Genomic DNA, 21,919 nt, shown 5'->3' on the forward strand with positions numbered 1-21,919 from the left:
CGCGCGCGCGTCGAGCAGCGCAGCATCGCCGAGCACGGTGAAATGTGCGTCGGGCCAGCGCTGCGCGGCGTCACGCAGCGCCTGCACGGTCAGCTCCGGGCCGACCCCCGCGGGTTCGCCGGTCGTGATCGCGATCTGCAGCGCGGGCGTGGTCATCTGAAACTCGCTCAGTTCGCCGGGCTGACGCCGCCGATCTTGTACTGCACGTACGACGAATCGCGCAGCTCGCGCAGCCAGTCGGCATACGCCTGCTCGGCCTTGCGCTGGCCGATCGCCTGACGCGCGATATCCATCTGCTGCTGCACCGAGCCTTCCGCTTCGCGGCGACTCAGCACCTGGATCAGGTGATAGCCGTACTCGGTACGGATCGGCTGGCTGATCTGGCCGTCCTGCAGGTTGTTCATCGCGCGCTCGAATTCCGGCACGGTCTCGCCCGGGCTGATCCAGCCGAGATCGCCGCCCTGCGACGCCGAACCGTCCTGCGAGTAGGTGCGCGCGAACTTCGCGAAATCGCCGCCGGCCTCGACCTGGTTGCGGATGTCGGCCAGTTGCTGGCGCGCCTGGCCTTCCGACTTGCCTTCACCCACGCGCAGCAGGATGTGGCGCACGTGCGTCTGGACGATCTTCGGTGCGGCGGCAGTCGCGCCCTGGCTCTGGCGGCGGTCGACGAGACGCACGATCTCGAAGCCGTCCGGCACGCGGATCAGCGTCGGGTTGACCTGGCCCGGGCGCAGCTTCGATGCGGCGTCGACGACGTCGGCCGGCAGCGCGCTCGGCGCCTTGAAGCCGAGGTCACCGCCCTTCTTCGCGTCGTTCGCTTCCGAATTGTTCTTCGCGAGCTTCTCGAAATCGGCGCCCGACTTCGCCTGCTGCAGCAACGCGTCAGCCTTCTTCTGCGCGACTTCGATGTCGGCCTGCGGCGCGTTGGTCGGCGCCTTGATGAAGATGTGCTGGAAACGCAGGTCCTGCTGCTGCGACGCGTTCGGCCCGCGCTGGCTCGCGATGTAGTTCGCGACCTCGGCGTCCGACACGGTGATCTTGCCGTCGACCTCGCGCTCGCGCAGCTTCGACAGCATCAGTTCGGTGCGCGCGTCGCTCGTGAAGATGCTCCAGGGCACGCCTTGCGCCTCGAGACGCGCGCGGTACTGCTCGACCGTCATGCCGTTCGCCTGCGCGAGACGCTGCAGCGTGGACTGCACGGTCGCGTCGTCGATGCGGATCCCGTCGTCCTTGGCTTTCTGCACCTGGATACGCTCGAGCACCATCTGGTTCAGCACCTGCGCGCGCAACTGGTCGGTCGGCGGCACGGGTGCGTTCTGCTGCTGCAGCCGGCGCGCGATCAGGCCGGCACGCTGGTCGAGTTCGCGGCCCGTGATCACGTCGTTGTTGACGACCGCGACGACTTCGTCGGCGAGCTGCGCACCTTGCGAACCGAGCGCCTGCGCCGCGGCCGGCGCGGCGGCGAGCAGCGCGGAGGCCGCAGCGAGGCTGGACACGACTGCCGCGAAACGAAGGGTTTTCTTCATTGCCACTGGAACTCCATTGAAATCGTGCTGACCGGTGCAGACAAGCCGGCGTTACTCGTAGTTGCTGAAGCGGGACATCGGCGGCGGCGGCGGCGGCAGCGGCGTGTAGCCCGGCACCCCGGCGCGGAATGCGGACACGAGGCCGTTGTCGACGGTCGACAGGCCCTTGAGCGTCAGCTGCATCATGACTCGCGTCGACGAGTTCTGCTGTCCCGACGAATTGATGCCGTTCGCCGCCCGTTGCACCCCGACCCCGAGCGCCCAGCAGTCCGCGTCGTATTGTAAGCCGACCAGACCGTCGACCACGCGATCGCCCGCGAGGTCGTAGTTGAAGCGGCCGATCGCATACAGGCGGCGCGTGAGCGGCCATTGCGCGGACACCAGGAACTGGTTGATCGGCTGGTTGTCGAGCGTGGTGTTCGATCGCGTGTAGCGGTAGCCGACGTTGATCACGCGGCGCTCGCCCGGGCTGTAGCCGAAACCGACGCTCGACTTCACGAGCTGGTTGTTGTTCTGGTTGTACTGGAACGCCGTCTCCGACATGAAGCCCGAGCCGAGCTTCAGCGCGGCGCCGACGATCAGGTCCGAGTGGCGCGCCTGCACGGCGGACTGCCCGGAATTCAGCGTGACGCGCTGATCGGCGAAGTAGTACTGCTGCGCGATCACGAAGCGCGCACGCTCGTCGCCGGTGCGCGGATCGATGAAGCGCGACGTGAGACCGGCCGTGATCCGGTTCGCATCGGCGATCCGGTCGTTGCCGACGAACGTGTTCGGCTGGTAGATCTCCGCGAGGCCGAAGTCCGATTCCGCGGTGTCGAACAGCGGGGCGTTCGACTGGTCGCGATACGGCGTGTACACGTAGTACAGGCGCGGCTCGAGGGTCTGGATGAAGTCCTGGCCGAACAGGCGCACCGAGCGGTCGAAGATCAGCCCCGTATCGAAGCTCACGGTCGGGATCGACTCGGTGAAGCGCTTCGGACTGTTCGGCGTGGTCGACGACAGGTAGTTCAGGTCGTACGACGCGAAGTGGTACTGAACCTTCGGCACGACGAAGTAGCCGGGGCCGTACACGCCGTATGCGATATACGGATTGAAGACGATCCGGTCACCCTGGGTCGCATCGGCCGTCGTGATGCGGAACCGCGAATAGTCGGCTTCCGCGCCGAAGTCGAAGCCGCCGACGTTGTACTTCGTGTACTTCACGTTCAACTGCGGCTCGCGGCTGTACGGCGCGATCGACGGCGGCAGCGTCTGCCAGTGCTGGTAGCGCGCGAGCACCGACCACGGACCGTTGTTGTACGTAAGGCCTGCTTCCTGCTGGTACAGCGTCTGCGTCCCGTTGATGAACTGGTTCATCGACCCAAGATCTTCGGGATACGTGTTGTCCGAGACCTTGTTGTAGTAGACGTAGCCGCCGAAGCCGCCGCCGAAGTTCTGCTGGTGCTGCCAGTAGATCGCGTAGCGGTTGCGGTGCGCGAGCCGGTCATCCGGCAGGTAATTGGCCGTCAACGTGCCCGAATACGACGGCGACAGGTAGCGGAACGTCGCCTCGGTCATCACACCGCGCCGCGAGATGATGCGCGGCGTGAGCGTCAGGTCGCGGTTCGGCGCGATGTTGAAGTAGTACGGCAGCGACAGATCGAAGCCGTTCCTCGAGTCCATCGAGAACGTCGGCGGCAGCAGGCCGCTGCGCCGCTCGCCCGACAGCGGGAACGTCATCCACGGGCTCGCGAAGATCGGCACGCCCTGGAAGAACAGCACGCCGTTGCGCGCGGAGCCTTCGTCGGCGCCCGTATCGAAGTCGAAGCGGCTGCCCTTGATGTACCACGCGGGGTTCGTCGAGCACTGGCACGCGGTGTAGGTGCCGTTGACGAACACCGAGCGCTCGTCGTCGACCATGTCGACGCGTTCCGCGCTGCCCGACCCGCCCGTCATGTTGAAGTGATACTTCGGCGCGGTCATGAAGCCCTGGTTCGCTTCGATCTTCAGGTGCGCCTCGGGGCCCGTGAACGACGTGCCGGAATTGTTGATCCTGACCTGGCCGTACGCATCGGCCATGTCGGTATCCTGATCGTAGTGGATCGCGTCGGCCTTCACGACGGCGTCACCGCGCCGCAGTTCGGCCGACCCCTTCGCGGCGAGATCCTGCTCGGCCGTGCCGCTCGTATGGTCGGCGATCACGAAGGCGGCCGGCTTCGCGCCGTCCTTCAGCGGACGATCCTCGAGCTGGGGCGCGAGACGCAGATCCCACGGCGAGTCGAGCGGCTGCGGCTGCGCGGCCGCGCCCGACAGCTGCGCGTACGACACGGCCGGCACGAGGCCAGGCACGGCCAGGAGCGCGAGCGCGAGCCGCCGTTTGCGCGGCGCCCCGTCACCGGGGAAAACATTCGGGAATAGCGGTTTGGGCGGCATCTATCGTTTGGCGAATCGCCCCTTGTCAACCACGCCGTCGCGGCACATTCGCACGCGGCGGGCCGCACCGTCGCACCGCGACTGCGGCTGAGCGCAAACCGGGGAGGCGTTCGGGTGACGGCGCGACAGGCGGCGGGCCTGCACGGCGGGAAGCTGACGCGGGGCGCGTCAAAAAAGTCGTGGGGTATTATATGGCAAGACGTTCCCCCCTCCTCCGAGTTTCATGACGCCCCCATCCGCCGCATCCCAGCCCGACGCCCGCCTCGAAGCACTCACCGCGTGGCTGCAGCCGCTCGCCGAACGCTATGCGCTCGACCTGTCGACCCTCGCGCCCGCCTCGTCGGACGCCAGTTTCCGCCGCTATTTCCGTGTCGCATCGGCCACGAGCGCCGGCGGCACGCTGATCGCCGTCGACGCGCCGCCGCCCGAGAAGTGCCGTGAATTCGTCCAGGTCGCGCAGCTGCTCGCCGCGGCCGGCAACCACGTGCCGGACGTGCTCGCCCACGATTTCGACGCGGGTTTCATGCTCGTGACCGATCTCGGCCGCACGTCGTACATCTCGGTGCTCGATCCGGCCGACCCGGCCGCCGCAAAGCCGCTGATGCGCGCGGCGCTCGACGCACTGATCCGCTTCCAGCTCACGTCGAAACCCGACGTGCTGCCGCCGTTCGACGAGGCGTTCCTGCGCCGCGAGATGGAGCTGATGCCCGAATGGTTCGTCGGCCGCCGCCTCGGCAAGCCCGTCACCGACACGATGCGCGGCACGCTCGACCGCACCTTCGCGCTGCTGGTCGCCAGCGCGCACGCGCAGCCGCAGGGTTTCATGCTGCGCGATTTCATGCCGCGCAACCTGATGGTGTGCGAGCCGAACCCGGGCATCCTCGATTTCCAGGACGCCGTCTACGGGCCGCTGACGTACGACGTCGTGTCGCTGCTGCGCGACGCCTTCATCAGCTGGGACGAGGAGTTCGAGCTCGACTGCTTCGCGTACTACTGGGAAAAGGCAAAAAAGGCCGGCCTGCCGGTCGACCCCGATTTCGGCGAGTTCTACCGCCAGCTCGAATGGATGGGGCTGCAGCGCCACATCAAGGTGCTCGGCCTGTTCGCGCGCATCAATTACCGCGACGGCAAGCCGCACTACCTGAACGACCTGCCGCGCTTCATCGCGTATGCGCGCAAGGTCGCGCTGCGCTACCGCCCGCTCGTGCCGTTCGCGAAGCTGCTCGACGAGCTCGAGGGCAATGCGCCGGCCGACGTGGGCTATACGTTCTGACCGTTCCGACTCTCCTGACACCCGGCCGAACATGAGCAACACCCTGACCACGGCGATGATCTTCGCCGCCGGGCGCGGCGAACGGATGCGCCCGCTCACCGACACCCGCCCGAAGCCGCTGCTCGAAGCGGGCGGCAAGCCGCTGATCGTGTGGCAGATCGAAGCGCTCGCCCGCGCGGGCATCGAGACGATCGTGATCAACCATGCGTGGCTCGGCGAGCAGATCGAGGCTGCGCTCGGGGACGGCTCGCGCTGGGGCGTGCGGCTCGCGTATTCGGCCGAGGGCGACGCACTGGAAACGGCGGGCGGCATCGCACAGGCGTTGCCGCTGCTCGAACGCGACGGGCAGCCGGCCGTGTTCGCGGCAGTCAGCGGCGACGTCTACTGCGCGTTCGACTACCGGTCGCTCGCGCCGCGCGCCACCCGGATGGCCGCGCTCGACGCACCGGCGATGCACCTCGTGATGGTGCCGAACCCGCCGTTCCACCCGGCCGGCGACTTCGCGCTCGACGGCGACGGCCACCTTGCGCTCGACGGCGCCGCGCGCTTCACGTTCGGCAACATCGGCCTGTACGACACGCGGATGTTCCGCGATCTCGCGCCCGGCACGCGGCGCGCGCTGACGCCGTACTATCGCGCGGCGATCGAGGCCGGCCGCGCGAGCGGCGAACTGTATGAAGGTATCTGGGAGAACGTCGGCACGCCCGCGCAGTTGGGCGAGCTGGATGCGCGGCTGCGCGCCGCGAAGTGACCGGCTGACGGGTCATCGGGCCGATTGATCAGATGGTTGGCTGACCCGCTGCTTAGCTGACTGGCTGGCCGACCGACAAATCGGCCGGGTTGGTGTGGCTGATCAACAGGTCCCGCGCCTGCCTGCCCCTCATGCCGGCGCGCGCCCCGCCCGTCAGGCACGCCTCCTTCCCGCTGCGCGCCCTCGCGCGCAGCACCGCCGCTTACGCGGCTTCCGCCTCTTCCCCGCCCGCCGCCGCACGCTGCTGCTGCAGCGCCCACATCTGCGCATACAACCCGTCGGCGCGCACGAGTTCGTCGTGCGTGCCGCGCTCGACGATCCGCCCGTGGTCCATCACGAGGATCTGCTGCGCATGCACGACCGTCGACAGCCGGTGCGCGATCACGAGCGTCGTGCGATGCCGCGCGATCTGGTCGAGCTCGTGCTGGATCGCGCGCTCCGAGCGCGAATCGAGCGCCGACGTCGCTTCGTCGAACAGCAGCACCGGCGGATTCTTCAACAGCGTGCGCGCGATCGCGACGCGCTGCTTCTCGCCGCCCGACAGCTTCAGCCCGCGCTCGCCGACCGGTGTGTCATACCCCTTCGGCAAGCTTTCGATGAAATCGTGGATGTGCGCGGCGCGCGCGGCCGCGATCACCTCGTCGCGGGTCGCGGTCGGCCGGCCGTACGCGATGTTGTAGTAGATCGAGTCGTTGAACAGCACCGTGTCCTGCGGCACGATCCCGATCGACGCGCGCAGCGAGTCCTGCGTGACGTCGCGGATATCCTGTCCATCGATCCGGATCGCGCCGCCCGACTGCCGGTCGAGATCGTAGAAGCGGAACAGCAGCCGCGACAGCGTCGACTTCCCGGAGCCGCTGTGGCCGACCACCGCGGTCGTCGTACCCGCGTCGATCGTGAACGACACGTCGTGCAGGATCTGCCGCGCCGGCTCGTAGGCGAAATTCACGTGCTCGAAGCGCACCTGCGCGCCGGCGACCGCAAGCGGCCGCGCATCGGGCAGGTCGGCCACTTCCTTCGCGGCCGACAGCAGCCCGAACATCCGGTCCATGTCGGTGAGGCTCTGCTTCAGCTCGCGATAGACGACGCCGAGAAAGTTCAGCGGGATATACAGCTGCAGCATGAACGTGTTGATCAGCACCAGATCGCCGAGCGTCAGCTTGCCGGCGAGCACGCCCTGCGTCGCGCGCCACAGGATGAACACGAGCCCCGTGCCGATGATCGCCTGCTGGCCGAAGTTCAGCACCGACAGCGAATTCTGCGAACGGATCGCGGCCTTCCGGTAGCGCTTCAGGTTCTCGTCGTAGCGCTGCGCTTCCCACTCCTCGTTGCCGAAATACTTGACCGTCTCGTAGTTGATCAGCGAATCGATCGCCCGCGAGTTCGCGCGCGAATCGAGTTCGTTCATCGTGCGGCGGAAATGCGTGCGCCAGTTGGTGACCTTCACCGTGAACACGATGTACGTGACCAGCGCCGCGAACGTCACGTACGCGTAATAGGCCTCGTACTTGACCACGAAGAAGCCGAGCACGAGCCCGACTTCGACGAGCGTCGGCAGGATGCTGTACAGCGAGTACGAAATCAGCTGCTGGATGCCGCGCGTGCCGCGCTCGATGTCGCGCGACATGCCGCCGGTCTGGCGCTCGAGGTGAAACCGCAGCGACAGCCCGTGCAGGTGCCGGAACACCTGCAACGCGAGCTGGCGCACCGCGCTCTCGGTGACCTTCGAGAACAGGATCTCGCGCAGTTCGGTAAACAGGGAAGTGGACAGCCGCACGAGCGCATACGCGACGACCAGCAGCCCCACGCCGCCCGCGAGCACGATGCCGGCCGACTGTTCGGCACGGCCGATCGCGGTGATCTGCTGGACGTAGGACAGGTGGTCGACGATGCGCTTCATCACGACCGGCACGCCGAGGTTCGCGACTTTCGCGCCGATCAGGCAGCCGAGCGCGAGCGCGACACGCCATTTGTAGGTGGTCAGGTACGGCAGCAACGACCGGATGGTCTGCCAGTCGTTGCGGGGCCCGGTTGAAGCCGGCGCGGGCTCACCGGAAGCAGGAAATCGGCGCATGGGGGGAAGGATCGGCGGCGGTGCCGGACGCGTGCGACGGCGGCCGGCTCGCTCACTTTCTCGTACAATTTGCGAACGTTGTATTGTCGCAGAAGCCGCTTCGCGCCGCTGCCGGCGCCCTCGCCGGCCGGCCTGCGCGCGGCGGCGTATTTATTACAGGATGAAAGCCCCCGCCATGACCGATTCGACCCTCGAACTCCCGCAAAAGCAGCCCGCGCTGCGCGTCGTCCCGCAACCGCACGACGCGAACGTCCACGGCGACGTGTTCGGCGGCTGGATCATGTCGCAGGTCGACATCGCCGGCTCGATCCCCGCGAGCCAGCGCGCGAACGGTCGCGTCGCGACGGTCGCGGTCAACTCGTTCGTGTTCAAGCAGCCGGTGTTCGTCGGCGATCTGCTGAGCTTCTACGCGACCATCACGCGCACCGGCAACACGTCGATCACGGTCGACGTCGAGGTGTTCGCGCAGCGCATGCGCCTGATGGGCGAGGTCGTGAAGGTCACCGAAGCGACGCTCACCTACGTCGCGACCGGCACCGACCGCAAGCCGCGACAACTGCCGCCGCTCTGACGGGCGAGCGCCGCGCGACGGCGCCCTCCGCCTGCCCGCGGCCACCTCAGTGCGTGGCCGTCAGCCCGAACTCCCGCATCGCGGGCAGGAAATCGTGGTTCAGCTTCGGCTTGCGCGACAGCTTCACCAGCACATAGCGCTGGAACGGCGCGAGCCGCTGCCACTGCGCGAGCTCGGGCGCCATCAGCCCGGCCAGCGCGCTCTGCTGCACGAGCGACTCCGGCACGATGTCGGTAGCGCGCCAGGTCGGCCGCTCGTCCGGCTGGAACCACGATGGTTCCAGATCGGCGTGCGTGCGCAGCATTTCGAACAGCGCGTGATCGAAGTTGGGCTCGATCGCGGTGTCGTCGTCGGCCGGAAAGCGCGCGAGCAGCTTGCGGTCCTCGAGCGGCAGCAACTGCCACTGCTCCAGTGATATCCGCAGACCGAAACGGTCGAGATTGAAACGCACGATCATCGGGATGTACGTGAAGTTTTCCGATGAATCGTGTTCGAAGGTGAATAGCAGTGGAGCGTCGCTGAGTCCCATGATCGTTACCTGACGTGGCGGATGCCGGCGCGGCCGGCTTGCCTGAGGTATTTTAGAACCTCTGCGCGCGGGCGGCGGATACGATTGCCGCCGGCCTCGCGCCGAATCAACGGGAGTGCTCGTGAATCCGACCGAATCCGGTGACATGCGCGACGAACCGCGCGGCGCGATCGAACTGTCCGTGCGCCGCACGCGCGGCGGCGCCGTCGAAACCGCGCACGACTACGTGGGCCAGGAATGGCCCGTCGCGCTCGTCTTCAACGGCATCTCGCACGCGGTGATGATGTGTACGCCGTGCGACCTCGAAGCGTTCGCGGTCGGTTTCGCGATCTCGGAAGGGATCGTCGCGCGCGGCAGCGACATCAAGGACATCGAGGTGATCCTGCACGCCGACGCGCCGCTGCCGCATGCGGAAGTCCACCTGGAGGTCGTCCAGCAGGCGTTCGCCGCGCTGAAGGACCGGCGCCGCGCGCTCGCGGGGCGCACCGGCTGCGGCGTCTGCGGGATCGAAAGCATCGACCTGCTCGACCTCGCGCCCGAACGCGTGCCCGATACGGGCTTTCTTGCGCGCCTCGCGCCCGACGCGCTGACGCGCGCCGCTCAGGCGCTGCCGGCCCACCAGGCGCTCACGCGGCTCACGGGCGGCCTGCATGCGGCCGCGTGGTGCGACGCAACAGGCGCGATCCGGATGGCGTTCGAGGATGTCGGCCGCCACAACGCGCTCGACAAGCTGATCGGCTCGCTCGTGCTGTCGCGCGCCGACGCGACCGACGGCTTCGTGTTCCTGTCGAGCCGCGCGAGCTACGAGCTCGTCCGCAAGGCCGCACGGGTCGGCATCCCGCTGGTGGCGACGATCTCCGCGCCGTCGTCACTCGCGATCGAGATCGCAAAAGCGGCCGGCTTGCGGCTCGTCAGCTTCTGCCGCGAAACCGGCCACGTCGATTACGGCACAGCCTGATCGTGATCGCGGGAGCACGCCGGCAGTCCACCGCCGGCGTGCCCTGCTCCGTCAGTCGAACTGACGGAAATCCGGCTTGCGCTTCTCGAAAAACGCGGTCATCGCCTCGCGTGCTTCCGGCGCGCGCAGCATCGCGGCGAAGTGGCCCGCTTCCTCGGCCATCCGCGCCTGCGTCGCCACGCCGCCCGTGTCCTTCAGCAGCGCCTTCGTCACCCGCAGCGATGCCGCCGGCAGCGCCGCGAGCTTCGCCGCCTGCTTCGCCGCGAACGCGTCGAGCTCGGCCGCCGGCAGCACACGGTTGACGATGCCGATCCGGTGCGCTTCCAGCGCGTCGAACGCCTCGCCGAGCAGCAGCTTCTCGGCTGCGACCTGATGGCCGGCCAGACGCGGCAGCAGCACGCTCGACGCGGCTTCCGGGCACAGCCCGAGCTGCGTGAACGGCAGCGAGAACGTCGCGGTATCGGCCGCGTAGACCAGATCGCAGTGCAGCAGCATCGTTACGCCGACACCGATCGCCAGGCCCGGCACCGCGGCCACGATCGGCTTGCTCGCGCTGCTGATCCGCGCGAGAAACTGGAACACCGGAGCGGTGTCGTCCTTCGGCGGCGACTTCAGGAAATCCTCGAGATCGTTCCCCGCGGTGAAGTTGCCGTCGCCACCGCGCAGCAGGATCACGCGAACCGCCTTGTCTTCCTGCGCTTCGGCGAGTGCGTCGGCCATCGTCTGGTACATCGCCGCCGTCAGCGCATTCTTCTTCGCCGGGCGCGCGATCGTGATCGTCATCACGCCATCGGCGCGTTCCACTTGAATTTCGGCCACAACCGTCTCCTTTTACTTTCCTCTATCGGAATGAAAAAACGGTGCGCGAGCTCGTGGCCCGCGCACCGTCGTCGTTCTTGTCGCGCTCCGCTTACAGGCGTTCGATGATGCCCGCGGCGCCCATGCCGGTGCCGACGCACATCGTGACCATCCCGTACTTCAGGTTACGGCGACGCAGGCCATGCACGACGGTCGCCGCGCGGATCGCGCCGGTCGCGCCGAGCGGGTGGCCGAGTGCGATCGCGCCGCCCATCGGGTTGACCTTCGACGGGTCGAGGCCGAGATCGCGCATCACCGCCAGCGATTGCGCGGCGAACGCTTCGTTCAGCTCGATCCAGTCGAGATCGTCCTGCTTCAGGCCGGCAGCCTTCAGCGCGGCCGGAATCGCTTCCTTCGGGCCGATGCCCATGATTTCCGGCGGCACGCCACGCACCGCGAAGCTCACGAAGCGCGCGAGCGGCGTCAGGTTGAATTCCTTGAGCACCTTCTCCGACACGACGAGCAGCGCGCCCGCGCCGTCCGACGTCTGCGAGCTGTTGCCGGCCGTGACCGAACCCTTGTTCGCGAACACCGTGCGCAGCTTCGCGAGGCCTTCGATCGACGTATCCGCACGCGGACCTTCGTCGAGCGCGATCTCGCGCGTCTTCACGTCGACTTCACCGGTCGCGAGGTTCGGGAAACGCTCGGTGATCGTGTATGCGGCGATCTCGTCGTTGAACTCGCCGGCCTGCTGTGCGGCAAGCGCCTTGCGGTGCGACTCGACCGAGAACGCGTCCTGGTCTTCGCGGCTCACCTTCCACTGCTCCGCGACGCGCTCGGCCGTCAGGCCCATCCCGTACGCGATGCCGAAATCTTCATTGCGATCGAAGATGTGCGGCGACATCGACGGCTTGTTGCCCATCATCGGCACCATGCTCATCGATTCGCAGCCACCCGCGAAGATCGCGTCCGATTCGCCGACGCGAATACGGTCGGCCGCCATGGCCAGTGCGGTGATGCCCGACGCGCAGAAACGGTTGACCGTCACGCCGCCGACCGTCTGCGGCAGGCCCGCGAGCAGCGCGCCCATCCGCGCGACGTTCAGGCCCTGCTCGGCTTCCGGAATCGCGCAGCCGATGATCGCGTCTTCGATCAGCTTCGTGTCGAAGCCCGGCACCTGTGCCACCGCCGACTTGAGCGCGTGGACCAGCAGCTCGTCCGGGCGCGTGTTCTTGAAGACACCGCGCGGGGCCTTGCCGATCGGCGTGCGGCTGGCGGCGACGATGTATGCGTCTTGCAATTGTTTGCTCATTTGAGACTCCTTGCCTTATCCGCTCGCTCAGTTACGCACCGGCTTGCCGGTCTGCAACATGCCCATGATCCGTTCCTGCGTCTTCTGCGTGCCGAGCAGCTCGACGAACGCACGACGCTCCAGCGCGAGCAGCCACTGCTCGTCGACCAGGCTGCCGGCCTCGACGTCGCCGCCGCACACGGCTTCGGCGATGCGGCTCGCGATCAGGTAGTCGTGATCGCTGATGAAGCGGCCGTCACGCATGTTGACGAGCGATGCCTTGATCGTCGCGATCGCCGAACGGCCTGCGACCGGCACGTCCTTCGCGCGCAGCGGTGCGCGGTAGCCGGTTGCGGCCAGCGCGCGCGCTTCCTTCTTCGCGGTGTCGAGCAGTTCGAACACGTTGAAGATGATCGTGTCGGACGGCTTCACGTAGCCCATCGCACGGGCATCGTGCGCGGACGCCGAGACCTTCGCCATCGCCGCGTTCTCGAACGACTTCGTGACGAACTTCAGGATGTCGGTGGTCGCGTTCGCGGCAGTAGCGGCATCCGCCGCGCGCAGCGCCGCTTCCTTCAGGCCGCCGCCCGCCGGCACGAGGCCGACGCCCACTTCGACGAGACCGATGTAGCTCTCGACGTGCACGACACGCTTCGCGCTGTGCAGCATCAGCTCGCACCCGCCGCCGAGCGCGATGCCCGACACGGCTGCGACGACCGGCACGTTCGCGTACTTCACGCGCAGCATGCCTTCCTGGAACTTCTTCACGAACGGCTCGATGCCCTTCGCGCCGCCCATCATGAACGCGGGCATCGCCTCTTCGAGGTTCGCGCCGGCCGAGAACGGGCCGCCCGGCGTGCCGAGCTTCAGCGACGTCGGCTGCCAGATCACCACGCCCTTGTAGTCCTTCTCCGCGAGTTCGATTGCCTGCACGAGGCCGTCGATCACGCTCGGTCCGATCGTGTTCATCTTCGACTTGAACGACACGATCACGACGTCGTCTTCACCCGCACGGTCGTCGACCCATGCACGCACGGCGTCGGTTTCGAACAGCGTCTTGCCGTACGTCTTCGGATCGGCACCGGCTTCGCCGAGCAGCGGCGCACGGAATACCTGCTTGTCGTAGACCGCGAGGTCCGAACGCGGCACGAAGCGCTTCGCAGCCGGCGCCCACGAGCCTTCGGCCGTGTGCACGCCGCCCTTCTCGGCGACCGCGCCTTCGAGCACCCACGACGGCAGCGGCACGTTTGCCAGTGCCTTGCCGGCCGCGATGTCTTCCTGCACCCACTCGGCGACCTGCTTCCAGCCGGCAGCCTGCCAGCCTTCGAACGGGCCTTCGTTCCAGCCGAAGCCCCAGCGGATCGCGAGATCGACGTCGCGCGCGTTGTCGGCGATCGATTCGAGATGCACGCCGATATAGTGGAACACGTCGCGGAAGATCGACCACAGGAACTGCGCGTGCGGATGGTCCGTTTCACGCAGCAGCTTCAGGCGTTCCGCCGGCGGGCGCTTCAGGATGCGGCCGACGGTTTCGTCCGCCTTCGCGCCCGAATCCACGTAGGTGCCCGTCTTCGCGTCGAGCACCTTGATCGCCTTGCCTTCCTTCTTGTAGAAACCGCCGCCCGTCTTCTGGCCGAGCGCGCCCTGCTTCACCAGCTCGGCGAGCACGGCAGGCGTCTGGTAGACCGGGAAGAACGGATCGTCGGCGAGGTTGTCCTGCATCGTCTTGATCACGTGCGCCATCGTGTCGAGGCCGACCACGTCCGCGGTGCGGAACGTTGCCGACTTCGCGCGGCCGAGGCGGCTGCCCGTCAGGTCGTCGACTTCGTCGAAGCGCAGGCCGAACTTCGCGGCCTCGGTAATCACCGCGAGGATCGAGAAGATGCCGACGCGGTTCGCAATGAAGTTAGGCGTGTCCTTTGCGCGCACGACGCCCTTGCCGACGATGCTCGTCAGGAAGGTTTCGAGCTGGTCGAGGATCTCCGGACGCGTATGCGCGGTCGGGATCAGTTCGACGAGGTGCATGTAGCGCGGCGGGTTGAAGAAGTGCACGCCGCAGAAGCGCGACTTCAGCTCGTCCGAGAAACCTTCGGACAGCTTCGTGATCGACAGGCCCGACGTGTTGGTCGCGAAGATCGCGTTCGGTGCGATGTGCGGTGCGACCTTCTTGTACAGGTCGTGCTTCCAGTCCATCCGCTCGGCGATCGCTTCGATCACGACGTCGCACTCGGCGAGTTTCGCGATGTCGTCTTCGTAGTTCGCTGCTTCGAGGTACTTGGCGTCGTCCTTCACGCCGAACGGCGCGGGCGACAGCTTCTTCAGGTTCTCGATCGCCTTCAGCGCGATCGCGTTTTTCGGGCCTTCCTTGGCCGGCAGGTCGAACAGCAGCACCGGCACGCGCGCGTTGATGAGGTGCGCGGCGATCTGCGCGCCCATCACGCCGGCGCCCAGCACGGCGACCTTGCGAATCAGGAAATTGCTCACGGGATGTCTCCGGATAGTGTCGTGCAGCGCGGGAGGTGTGGGCTGCACGGAGAAGTGAGTACCAGGAACCGTTGCGTTCGGGCGGCGCGCATCGCGCCCCGCCCGGACTCGCATCAGAACAGCGATTCGTCGACTTCCATCATCGTCTTCGAACCGGCGCGTGCGGCGCGGATCGTCGACGCCGTCTCGGGCAGCAGGCGCGCGAAGTAGAAGCGTGCCGTCGCGAGCTTCGACTTGTAGAACGGATCGCCCGACGCTTCCTTGTCGAGTGCGAGGCGTGCCATGCGCGCCCAGAAGTACGAGAACACCAGGTGACCGACGGTACGCAGGTACGGCACGGCGGCAGCGCCGACTTCGTCCGGGTTCTGCATCGCCTTCATGCCGATTTCCATCGTCAGCTTCTGCACCTTGTCGCCGATGTCGGCGAGCGGGTTGATGAACTCGGCCATTTCCGGCTTCACGCCTTCGGCTTCCGCGAATTCCGTGACGAGCTTGCCGAACTTCTTCAGCTTCGCGCCCATGTCGCCGAGCACCTTGCGGCCCAGCAGGTCGAGCGACTGGATCGAGTTCGTGCCTTCGTAGATCATGTTGATCCGCGCGTCGCGCACGTACTGCTCCATGCCCCACTCGGAGATGAAGCCGTGGCCGCCGTAGATCTGCATCGCGTGGTTGGTCGACTCGAACGCGTTGTCGGTCAGGAACGCCTTGATGATCGGCGTGAGCAGCGCGACGAGGTCGGCCGCTTCCTTGCGCACGGCTTCGTCACCGTGCGACAGTTCCTTGTCGATCTGCAGCGCGGACCAGTACGTGAATGCGCGCGCGCCTTCGGCGTAGGCCTTCTGCGTGAGCAGCATGCGGCGCACGTCCGGGTGCACGATGATCGGGTCGGCCGGCTTGTCCGGTGCCTTCGGGCCCGTCAGCGAGCGCATCTGCAGGCGCTCCTTCGCATACGTGAGCGAGTTCTGGTACGCGACTTCCGTGAGGCCGAGGCCCTGCATGCCGACGCCGAGGCGCGCGGCGTTCATCATCACGAACATCGCGTTCAAGCCCTTGTTCGGCTCGCCGACCATCCAGCCCGTCGCGCCGTCGAGGTTCATCACGCACGTCGAGTTGCCGTGGATGCCCATCTTGTGTTCGATCGAGCCGCACTTGATGCCGTTGCGCTCGCCCGGCTCGCCCGCTGCGTCGGGGATGAACTTCGGCACGATGAACAGCGAGATCCCCTTGGTACCCTGCGGCGCTTCCGGCAGGCGCGCGAGCACGAGGTGGACGATGTTCTTCGACATGTCGTGCTCGCCGCTCGAGATGAAGATCTTCGTGCCGCTGATCGAGTACGAGCCGTCGCCGTTGGGTTCGGCCTTGGTGCGCAGGATGCCGAGGTCGGTGCCGCAGTGCGGCTCGGTCAGGCACATCGTGCCCGTCCATTCGCCCGTCACGAGCTTCGGCAGGTAGCGTTGCTGCAGTTCCGGCGCACCGTGTGCGTGCAGGCACTCGTAAGCGCCGTGCGACAGGCCCGGATACATCGTCCAGGCCTGGTTCGCCGAGTTCAGCATTTCGTAGAGCGCGTTGTTCACGAACGCGGGCAGGCCCTGGCCGCCGTAGTCCGGATCGCAGCCGAGTGCCGGCCAGCCGGCCTCGACGTACTGCTGGTAGGCTTCCTTGAAGCCGGTCGGGGTCTTCACGACGCCGTCGCCTTCATACGTGCAGCCTTCGCGATCGCCGACCTGGTTCAGCGGGAACAGTACCTCGGAGCAGAACTTGCCCGCTTCCTCGAGGACCTGGTTGATCGTGTCGGCGTCGAGGTCCGCATGCTTGGGCATTTGCTTGACTTCGGCTTCGACGTTCAGAAGCTCGTGCAACACGAATTGCATGTCGCGCAGCGGCGCGGCGTACTGTCCCATGACTCTCTCCAAAGGTGGGCAAAACGGCTCGAGCTCCTGGCGGGCGGGTCACGCGCCGCTAACGGCTCTCGCTCTGATACGAAACAATCGTCTTTTCCAGCGCGGCCCACGTCAGGCGCACGGCGTCCGGCGAATGCAGGAAGCGTGCGTCGTGATGCAGGCCGAGCGTGAAGCTGTACAACTCGAAGAGCATCAGGTCCGGATCCGTATCCGCACGCAGATGGCCTTCTTCCTTCGCCTGCGAAATGGCACGCAGCATCGCGGCGCGCCAGGCCGTCACGCTTGCGATCAACTGCTCGCGCACGGGGCTGTCAGGCCGGTCGTCGTACTCGACGGCACCGCTGATGTAGATGCATCCGGTCGTCACCTCCTGGATGCGCTTCTCCGTCCAGCGGGCCAGCATCGCCCGAAGGCGCGGCAAGCCTCGCGGCTCGCGCAGGCTCGGAAAGAACACCTCGTTTTCGAAACGATGGTGATACTCGCGGACGACCTCGACCTGCAGATCCTCACGCGATCCGAAGTGCGCGAACACACCGCTCTTGCTCATCTGCATGCGCTCGGCCAGCAGGCCGATCGTCAGCCCCTCCAGCCCATCACGGCTGGCGAGGTCCAAAGCAGCTTCAAGTATCGCGGCACGCGTCTGTTCGCCTTTTCGCATAGCTATTTCTGTAACCGTTCGGGGGTTCGAATAAAATCGAACGGCCGTACTATTATTGAGTGCGGCCGCTCGCGAAACAAGGAAATTATTAGAAACCGGTGTCTAACCGAGCCGCTATTTTGCGCGATTCCGGCGGGACCGGAGCGGCTTTTCCGCACGAACGTGCGGACAGATTTTTTGAAGCGAACGCTTAGTCTTCGTCAGTCGTAACCACCGACCGTCAGCGCCTTCATCACGAGGCGATATGCCGTATAGGCGAGCCAGTTCAGCATGCGCTCGATGCGCGGGCGCGCGGCGAATCGAGCAGGGTCGATTTCCCGACCGTCGGCGAATGCGGCCGCGATCGCGTCGCGCAGTTCGTTCGTGACAGCATCGTAGCGCACCAGCACGACATTCGCCTCATTGTTCAACATCAGGCTCAGCGCGTCCAGATTCGACGAGCCGACCGTCGCCCAGTTGTCGTCGATCACGGCCACCTTGCCGTGCAGCATCGTCTTGTCGTATTCGGCCACGCGCACGCCCGCGCGCAGCAGCGCGTGATAGAGGAACGGCACGGCCGTATCGAGCGCCGCGAATTCCTTGCGGCCGATCAGGATCCGCACGTCGACGCCGCGTCGCGCAGCGCCCGTCAGCGCCCGGCGCAGCTTGCGGCCCGGCATGAAGTACGGATTGGCGAGCAGGATCCGCTGGCGCGCCTGGCCGATCGCCGCGAGATACGCCTTCTCGATCGCGCGGCGGTTCACGACATTGTCGCGCGCGACGAACGCGACGCTCGGCTCCGTCACGACCCGCAGTGCGCCGGCCTTGATCCACCGGTGGCTGCGCATCCAGCGCCGGAACATGTCGGGGAATGCTTCGCCGCCATGCAGCCCGGCCGCGTATTGCGCATACGGTTTGTGGCCGAACATGATCCGGTGCCACTGCAGTTCGAACGCGGCGCGCACGTCGGACACCGCGGGCCCCCCCATCTCGACCGCGAAATCCCAGCGCGGAAACGGCAGCGTCGCGCCGCCCTGTGCATAGTCGTCGATGATGTTGATGCCGCCGCAGAACGCGACGGCATGATCGATCACCGCGAGCTTGCGATGCGTGCGCGAAAAGCCGAAGCGGCCGAACAGGAAACGGTTGTAGATGCAGTGCTCGACGCCGGCCGCCACCCATGTGTCGAACAACGGCAGGCGTGCGGTGCCGATGCCGTCGGTGATCACGCGCACGCGCACGCCGCGCTGCGCCGCGCGGATCAGCGCGTCCGACACCGGCCGGCCGGCGGCGTCGTCGCAGAAGATGTAGGTTTCGAGCATCACCTGCTCGCGGGCGGCATCGATCCGCTCGATCAATGCCCGGAAGAATGCGCCGCCGCCTTCGCACAGCCGCACGGTATTGCCCGACGTGAAGGCAAGCCGCGACGCGGAACCGCGTTCCTGCAGGAACATTTGCCGCAATTGCGCGAAGCGCTTGCGGGCTTCCGCCGTCATGCGGACGAACCGTGCGGCACGCGCGAGAGTGCCACGCGTGCGGGCAGTTGCAGGATCGCTTCGGCGTTCGACGGCGAGAAGCAGCGCGCGGCCGCCTCGCGGAACGGCAGCCACGCATGGTCGACATGCTCGCGCGGCGACAGCGTCACGTCGACGCGATGCGGCACGCACAGGCCGAACCAGTGCTCGGTATTGCGCGTGACGCCCGGTGCATAGCGGTGCAGGTATTGCGGATAGATCGTGTATTCGATCTTGTGGCGCCAGTCGACGAGCGCGCCGGCCGGCACGTCCGGCGTGCCGGTCACGATGCCGGTTTCCTCGGCCACTTCGCGCGCGGCGGTGACCGCGAGCGGTTCGTCGAGCGCGTCTTTCGAGCCGGTCACCGATTGCCAGAAATCGGGCTGGTCGGCACGCTTGATCACGAGCACATCGAGGTCGGGCGTGTAGATCACGACAAGAACGGATTCGGGGATTTTCGGCGGCTTCGTCATCGTTGTTTCATGCAGCACGGGGCCGCGCGCCGGGCATGTGCTCCAAACGGGCGGCAAGTGCTGCGACTGTACCGCAAAAAACGAAAAAGGCGCATCGCTGCGCCTTTTTCATGTGCGCCGTGTGCGCGCGAACGCACACACGACCGGATACGAAGCGCGTTACGCCTTCGGTTGCTCCGGCTGACGCAGACGGATGTGCAGTTCGCGCAGCTGACGCTCGTCGACCGGGCTCGGCGCTTGCGTGAGCAGATCCTGCGCACGTTGCGTCTTCGGGAATGCGATCACGTCGCGGATCGAATCGGCGCCGGCCATCATCGTGACGATGCGGTCGAGGCCGAATGCGATACCGCCGTGCGGCGGCGCGCCGTACTGCAGCGCGTCCAGCAGGAAGCCGAACTTCAGTTGCGCTTCTTCCGCACCGATCTTCAGCGCGCGGAACACCTTGCTCTGCACTTCCTCGCGGTGGATACGCACCGAGCCGCCGCCGATTTCCCAGCCGTTCAGCACCATGTCGTACGCCTTCGCGAGGCAACGGCCCGGGTCGGTCTCGAGGTACTCGAGGTGCTCGTCCTTCGGGCTCGTGAACGGGTGGTGCGCAGCAACGTAGCGCGCATCTTCGTCGTCGTATTCGAACATCGGGAAGTCGACGACCCACAGCGGCTTCCAGCCGGCATGAACGAGGCCGTTCGCCTTGCCGAATTCCGAATGGCCGATCTTCAGGCGCAGTGCGCCGAGGCTGTCGTTGACGACCTTCGCGCGGTCGGCCGCGAAAAAGATGATGTCGCCGTCTTCAGCGCCGGTGCGCTCGAGGATCGCCGCGATCGATGCGTCGTGCAGGTTCTTGACGATCGGGCTCTGCAGGCCGTCACGGCCCTTCGCCTTCTCGTTGACCTTGATCCATGCAAGGCCCTTCGCGCCGTAGATGCGCACGAATTCCGTGTAGCCGTCGATGTCGCCGCGCGACAGCTCGCTGCCCTTCGGCACGCGCAGTGCCGCGACACGGCCGTCCTTCGCGTTGGCCGGCGTGCTGAACACCTTGAAGTCGACGTCCTTCATCGCGTCGGTCAGCTCGGTGAATTCGAGCTGCACGCGCAGGTCCGGCTTGTCCGAACCGAAACGCGCCATCGCTTCCGAGTACGGCATCACCGGGAAGGTCGCGTCGAGTTCGACGTCGATCGTCGTCTTGAAGATGTGACGGATCATGTCTTCGAACAGGTCACGGATTTCCTGCTCGCCGAGGAACGACGTTTCGCAGTCGATCTGCGTGAATTCCGGCTGACGGTCGGCACGAAGGTCTTCGTCGCGGAAGCACTTGGTGATCTGGTAGTAACGGTCGAAGTTCGCGACCATCAGCAACTGCTTGAACAGCTGCGGCGACTGCGGCAGCGCGAAGAACTGGCCCGCGTTCGTGCGCGACGGCACGAGGTAGTCGCGCGCGCCTTCCGGCGTGCTCTTCGTCAGCATCGGCGTTTCGATGTCGATGAAGCCCTGCTCGTCGAGGTACTTGCGCGCTTCGATCGCGACGCGGTAGCGCAGGCGCAGGTTGTGCTGCATCTGCGGACGGCGCAGGTCGAGCACGCGGTGCGTGAGGCGCGTCGTTTCCGACAGGTTGTCGTCGTCGAGCTGGAACGGCGGCGTGACCGACGCGTTCAGCACGATCAGTTCGTGGCACAGCACTTCGATCTTGCCACTCTTCAGGCCGGCGTTGACCGTGCCTTCCGGACGGTTGCGCACGAGGCCCTTGATCTGCACGCAGAACTCGTTGCGCACGCCTTCGGCGGTCGCGAACATTTCCGCGCGATCCGGGTCGCACACCACCTGCACGAGGCCTTCACGATCGCGCAGGTCGATGAAGATCACACCGCCGTGATCGCGGCGGCGCTGCACCCAGCCGCACAGCGACACGGTTTGGCCCAGCAGGTGTTCGGTCACGAGACCGCAGTATTCAGTACGCATCGACATGATGTTTGCTTTCGTTCGGTTTGATCAACGGGCGCCGCAACGCGCGGCCCGGGCGATGATTCTTTACTTACAGCGGCGGCTCGACGGGGCGGCGTGCGGGCGCCGGAGCCGGCGCCGGGGGCGCCACCACGCCCATCGAGACGATGTACTTGAGCGCGGCATCGACCGACATGTCGAGTTCGATGACTTCGCTCTTCGGCAGCATCAGGAAGAAGCCCGACGTCGGGTTCGGCGTCGTCGGGATATAGACGCTCACGTATTCTTCCGTCAGATGATTGAGCACGTCGCCGCCCGGCGTGCCGGTCAGAAACGCGATCGTATACGAGCCGCGACGCGGGTATTCGATCAGCAGCGCCTTGCGGAACGCGTTGCCGCTGCTCGACAGCAGCGTGTCCGACACCTGCTTGACGCTCGTGTAGATCGGCCCGACGACCGGGATGTGGCGCACCACGGCGTTCCACCACGTGACGAGCTTCTGGCCGATGAAGTTCTGCGTGGCCAGCCCGACGACGAAGATGAACGCGAGCGTCAGCACCGCGCCGATCCCCGGCAGATGGAAGCCGAGCATCCGCTCGGGCTGCCACGATTCCGGCAGCAGGAGCAATGTCTGGTCCATCGTGCCGATGATGAGACCGAGCACCCACAGCGTGATCGCGAGCGGGACGAGAACCAGCAGGCCGGTCAGAAACACCGATTTCAGGGTCGTCTTTTTCATCATCTGCCGTCAATGAACCGCGCCGGCGGCGCGGGTTGGTCGCAGCCCGG

Annotated in this window: 17 protein-coding genes and 1 pseudogene; 4 read left to right on the top strand and 14 right to left on the bottom strand. The window is 66.3% G+C overall.

What is annotated here, in order from left to right; all coding sequences use genetic code 11:
• The 3 genes and pseudogenes from pdxA to G3N93_RS13555 form a co-directional block, all read right to left on the bottom strand.
• A pseudogene (gene pdxA, locus G3N93_RS13545) lies at window positions 1–156 on the bottom strand (4-hydroxythreonine-4-phosphate dehydrogenase); the annotation flags it as partial.
• Between the two features lie 11 nt (window positions 157–167).
• Window positions 168–1,526, bottom strand: a complete 1,359-nt coding sequence (locus G3N93_RS13550; RefSeq protein WP_174940239.1) for a peptidylprolyl isomerase — start codon at window positions 1,524–1,526, stop codon at window positions 168–170.
• A 51-nt stretch (window positions 1,527–1,577) separates the two neighbouring features.
• Window positions 1,578–3,938, bottom strand: coding sequence for an LPS-assembly protein LptD (locus G3N93_RS13555; RefSeq protein ID WP_206133236.1), 2,361 nt, complete (start codon window positions 3,936–3,938; stop codon window positions 1,578–1,580).
• 223 nt (window positions 3,939–4,161) lie between these two features.
• Between G3N93_RS13555 and G3N93_RS13560 the strand changes: the two genes are divergently transcribed.
• Window positions 4,162–5,211, top strand: a complete 1,050-nt coding sequence (locus G3N93_RS13560; protein WP_206133237.1) for an aminoglycoside phosphotransferase family protein — start codon at window positions 4,162–4,164, stop codon at window positions 5,209–5,211.
• A 31-nt stretch (window positions 5,212–5,242) separates the two neighbouring features.
• A complete protein-coding gene (gene murU / locus G3N93_RS13565; RefSeq protein WP_206124005.1) occupies window positions 5,243–5,962 on the top strand; it encodes an N-acetylmuramate alpha-1-phosphate uridylyltransferase MurU in 720 nt (239 codons plus the stop codon).
• Between the two features lie 202 nt (window positions 5,963–6,164).
• On the opposite strand, the gene G3N93_RS13570 is transcribed toward murU, so the two are convergent.
• Window positions 6,165–8,036, bottom strand: coding sequence for an ABC transporter ATP-binding protein/permease (locus tag G3N93_RS13570; RefSeq protein ID WP_174940231.1), 1,872 nt, complete (start codon window positions 8,034–8,036; stop codon window positions 6,165–6,167).
• 175 nt (window positions 8,037–8,211) lie between these two features.
• Between G3N93_RS13570 and G3N93_RS13575 the strand changes: the two genes are divergently transcribed.
• A complete protein-coding gene (locus tag G3N93_RS13575; RefSeq protein WP_174940229.1) occupies window positions 8,212–8,607 on the top strand; it encodes an acyl-CoA thioesterase in 396 nt (131 codons plus the stop codon).
• A gap of 46 nt (window positions 8,608–8,653) precedes the next feature.
• On the opposite strand, the gene G3N93_RS13580 is transcribed toward G3N93_RS13575, so the two are convergent.
• Window positions 8,654–9,136 (bottom strand): nitrate reductase associated protein, encoded by a 483-nt coding sequence (locus tag G3N93_RS13580; protein ID WP_174942405.1) that lies wholly within the window; start codon window positions 9,134–9,136, stop codon window positions 8,654–8,656.
• Window positions 9,137–9,251: 115 nt separating this feature from the next.
• Here G3N93_RS13580 and fdhD point away from each other — a divergent pair, with 115 nt between their 5' ends.
• A complete protein-coding gene (gene fdhD / locus G3N93_RS13585) occupies window positions 9,252–10,094 on the top strand; it encodes a formate dehydrogenase accessory sulfurtransferase FdhD (protein WP_374196460.1) in 843 nt (280 codons plus the stop codon).
• Window positions 10,095–10,145: 51 nt separating this feature from the next.
• Here fdhD and G3N93_RS13590 read toward each other — a convergent pair whose 3' ends face one another.
• The 9 genes from G3N93_RS13590 to G3N93_RS13630 all read right to left on the bottom strand — a co-directional run bounded on the left by G3N93_RS13590 (window position 10,146) and on the right by G3N93_RS13630 (window position 21,872).
• Entirely contained in the window at window positions 10,146–10,913 is a 768-nt protein-coding gene (locus G3N93_RS13590) for an enoyl-CoA hydratase (protein ID WP_122946237.1), read from the bottom strand.
• Between the two features lie 91 nt (window positions 10,914–11,004).
• The gene (locus G3N93_RS13595; RefSeq protein ID WP_011353151.1) at window positions 11,005–12,204 is read right to left on the bottom strand and encodes an acetyl-CoA C-acyltransferase; all 1,200 of its coding nucleotides are present in this window, start codon (window positions 12,202–12,204) and stop codon (window positions 11,005–11,007) included.
• A 27-nt stretch (window positions 12,205–12,231) separates the two neighbouring features.
• The gene (locus tag G3N93_RS13600; protein ID WP_046544448.1) at window positions 12,232–14,667 is read right to left on the bottom strand and encodes a 3-hydroxyacyl-CoA dehydrogenase/enoyl-CoA hydratase family protein; all 2,436 of its coding nucleotides are present in this window, start codon (window positions 14,665–14,667) and stop codon (window positions 12,232–12,234) included.
• A 113-nt stretch (window positions 14,668–14,780) separates the two neighbouring features.
• On the bottom strand, window positions 14,781–16,568 hold the full coding sequence (locus tag G3N93_RS13605) for an acyl-CoA dehydrogenase C-terminal domain-containing protein (RefSeq protein ID WP_174940223.1): 1,788 nt from the start codon (window positions 16,566–16,568) through the stop codon (window positions 14,781–14,783).
• A gap of 58 nt (window positions 16,569–16,626) precedes the next feature.
• On the bottom strand, window positions 16,627–17,226 hold the full coding sequence (locus tag G3N93_RS13610) for a TetR/AcrR family transcriptional regulator (protein WP_006751498.1): 600 nt from the start codon (window positions 17,224–17,226) through the stop codon (window positions 16,627–16,629).
• 200 nt (window positions 17,227–17,426) lie between these two features.
• A complete protein-coding gene (gene clsB / locus G3N93_RS13615; protein WP_206133239.1) occupies window positions 17,427–18,701 on the bottom strand; it encodes a cardiolipin synthase ClsB in 1,275 nt (424 codons plus the stop codon).
• Window positions 18,698–19,192 (bottom strand): dihydroneopterin triphosphate diphosphatase, encoded by a 495-nt coding sequence (gene nudB / locus G3N93_RS13620; RefSeq protein ID WP_174940219.1) that lies wholly within the window; start codon window positions 19,190–19,192, stop codon window positions 18,698–18,700. Before nudB ends, clsB begins: the two co-directional genes overlap by 4 nt.
• A gap of 159 nt (window positions 19,193–19,351) precedes the next feature.
• On the bottom strand, window positions 19,352–21,154 hold the full coding sequence (aspS, locus tag G3N93_RS13625; protein ID WP_174940217.1) for an aspartate--tRNA ligase: 1,803 nt from the start codon (window positions 21,152–21,154) through the stop codon (window positions 19,352–19,354).
• Window positions 21,155–21,221: 67 nt separating this feature from the next.
• The gene (locus G3N93_RS13630) at window positions 21,222–21,872 is read right to left on the bottom strand and encodes a DUF502 domain-containing protein (protein WP_069248829.1); all 651 of its coding nucleotides are present in this window, start codon (window positions 21,870–21,872) and stop codon (window positions 21,222–21,224) included.
• Window positions 21,873–21,919: the final 47 nt, after the last annotated feature.

This window comes from Burkholderia sp. Se-20378 (genome assembly GCF_017104665.1).
In the GTDB taxonomy this organism is placed as follows: Bacteria; Pseudomonadota; Gammaproteobacteria; order Burkholderiales; family Burkholderiaceae; genus Burkholderia; species Burkholderia lata.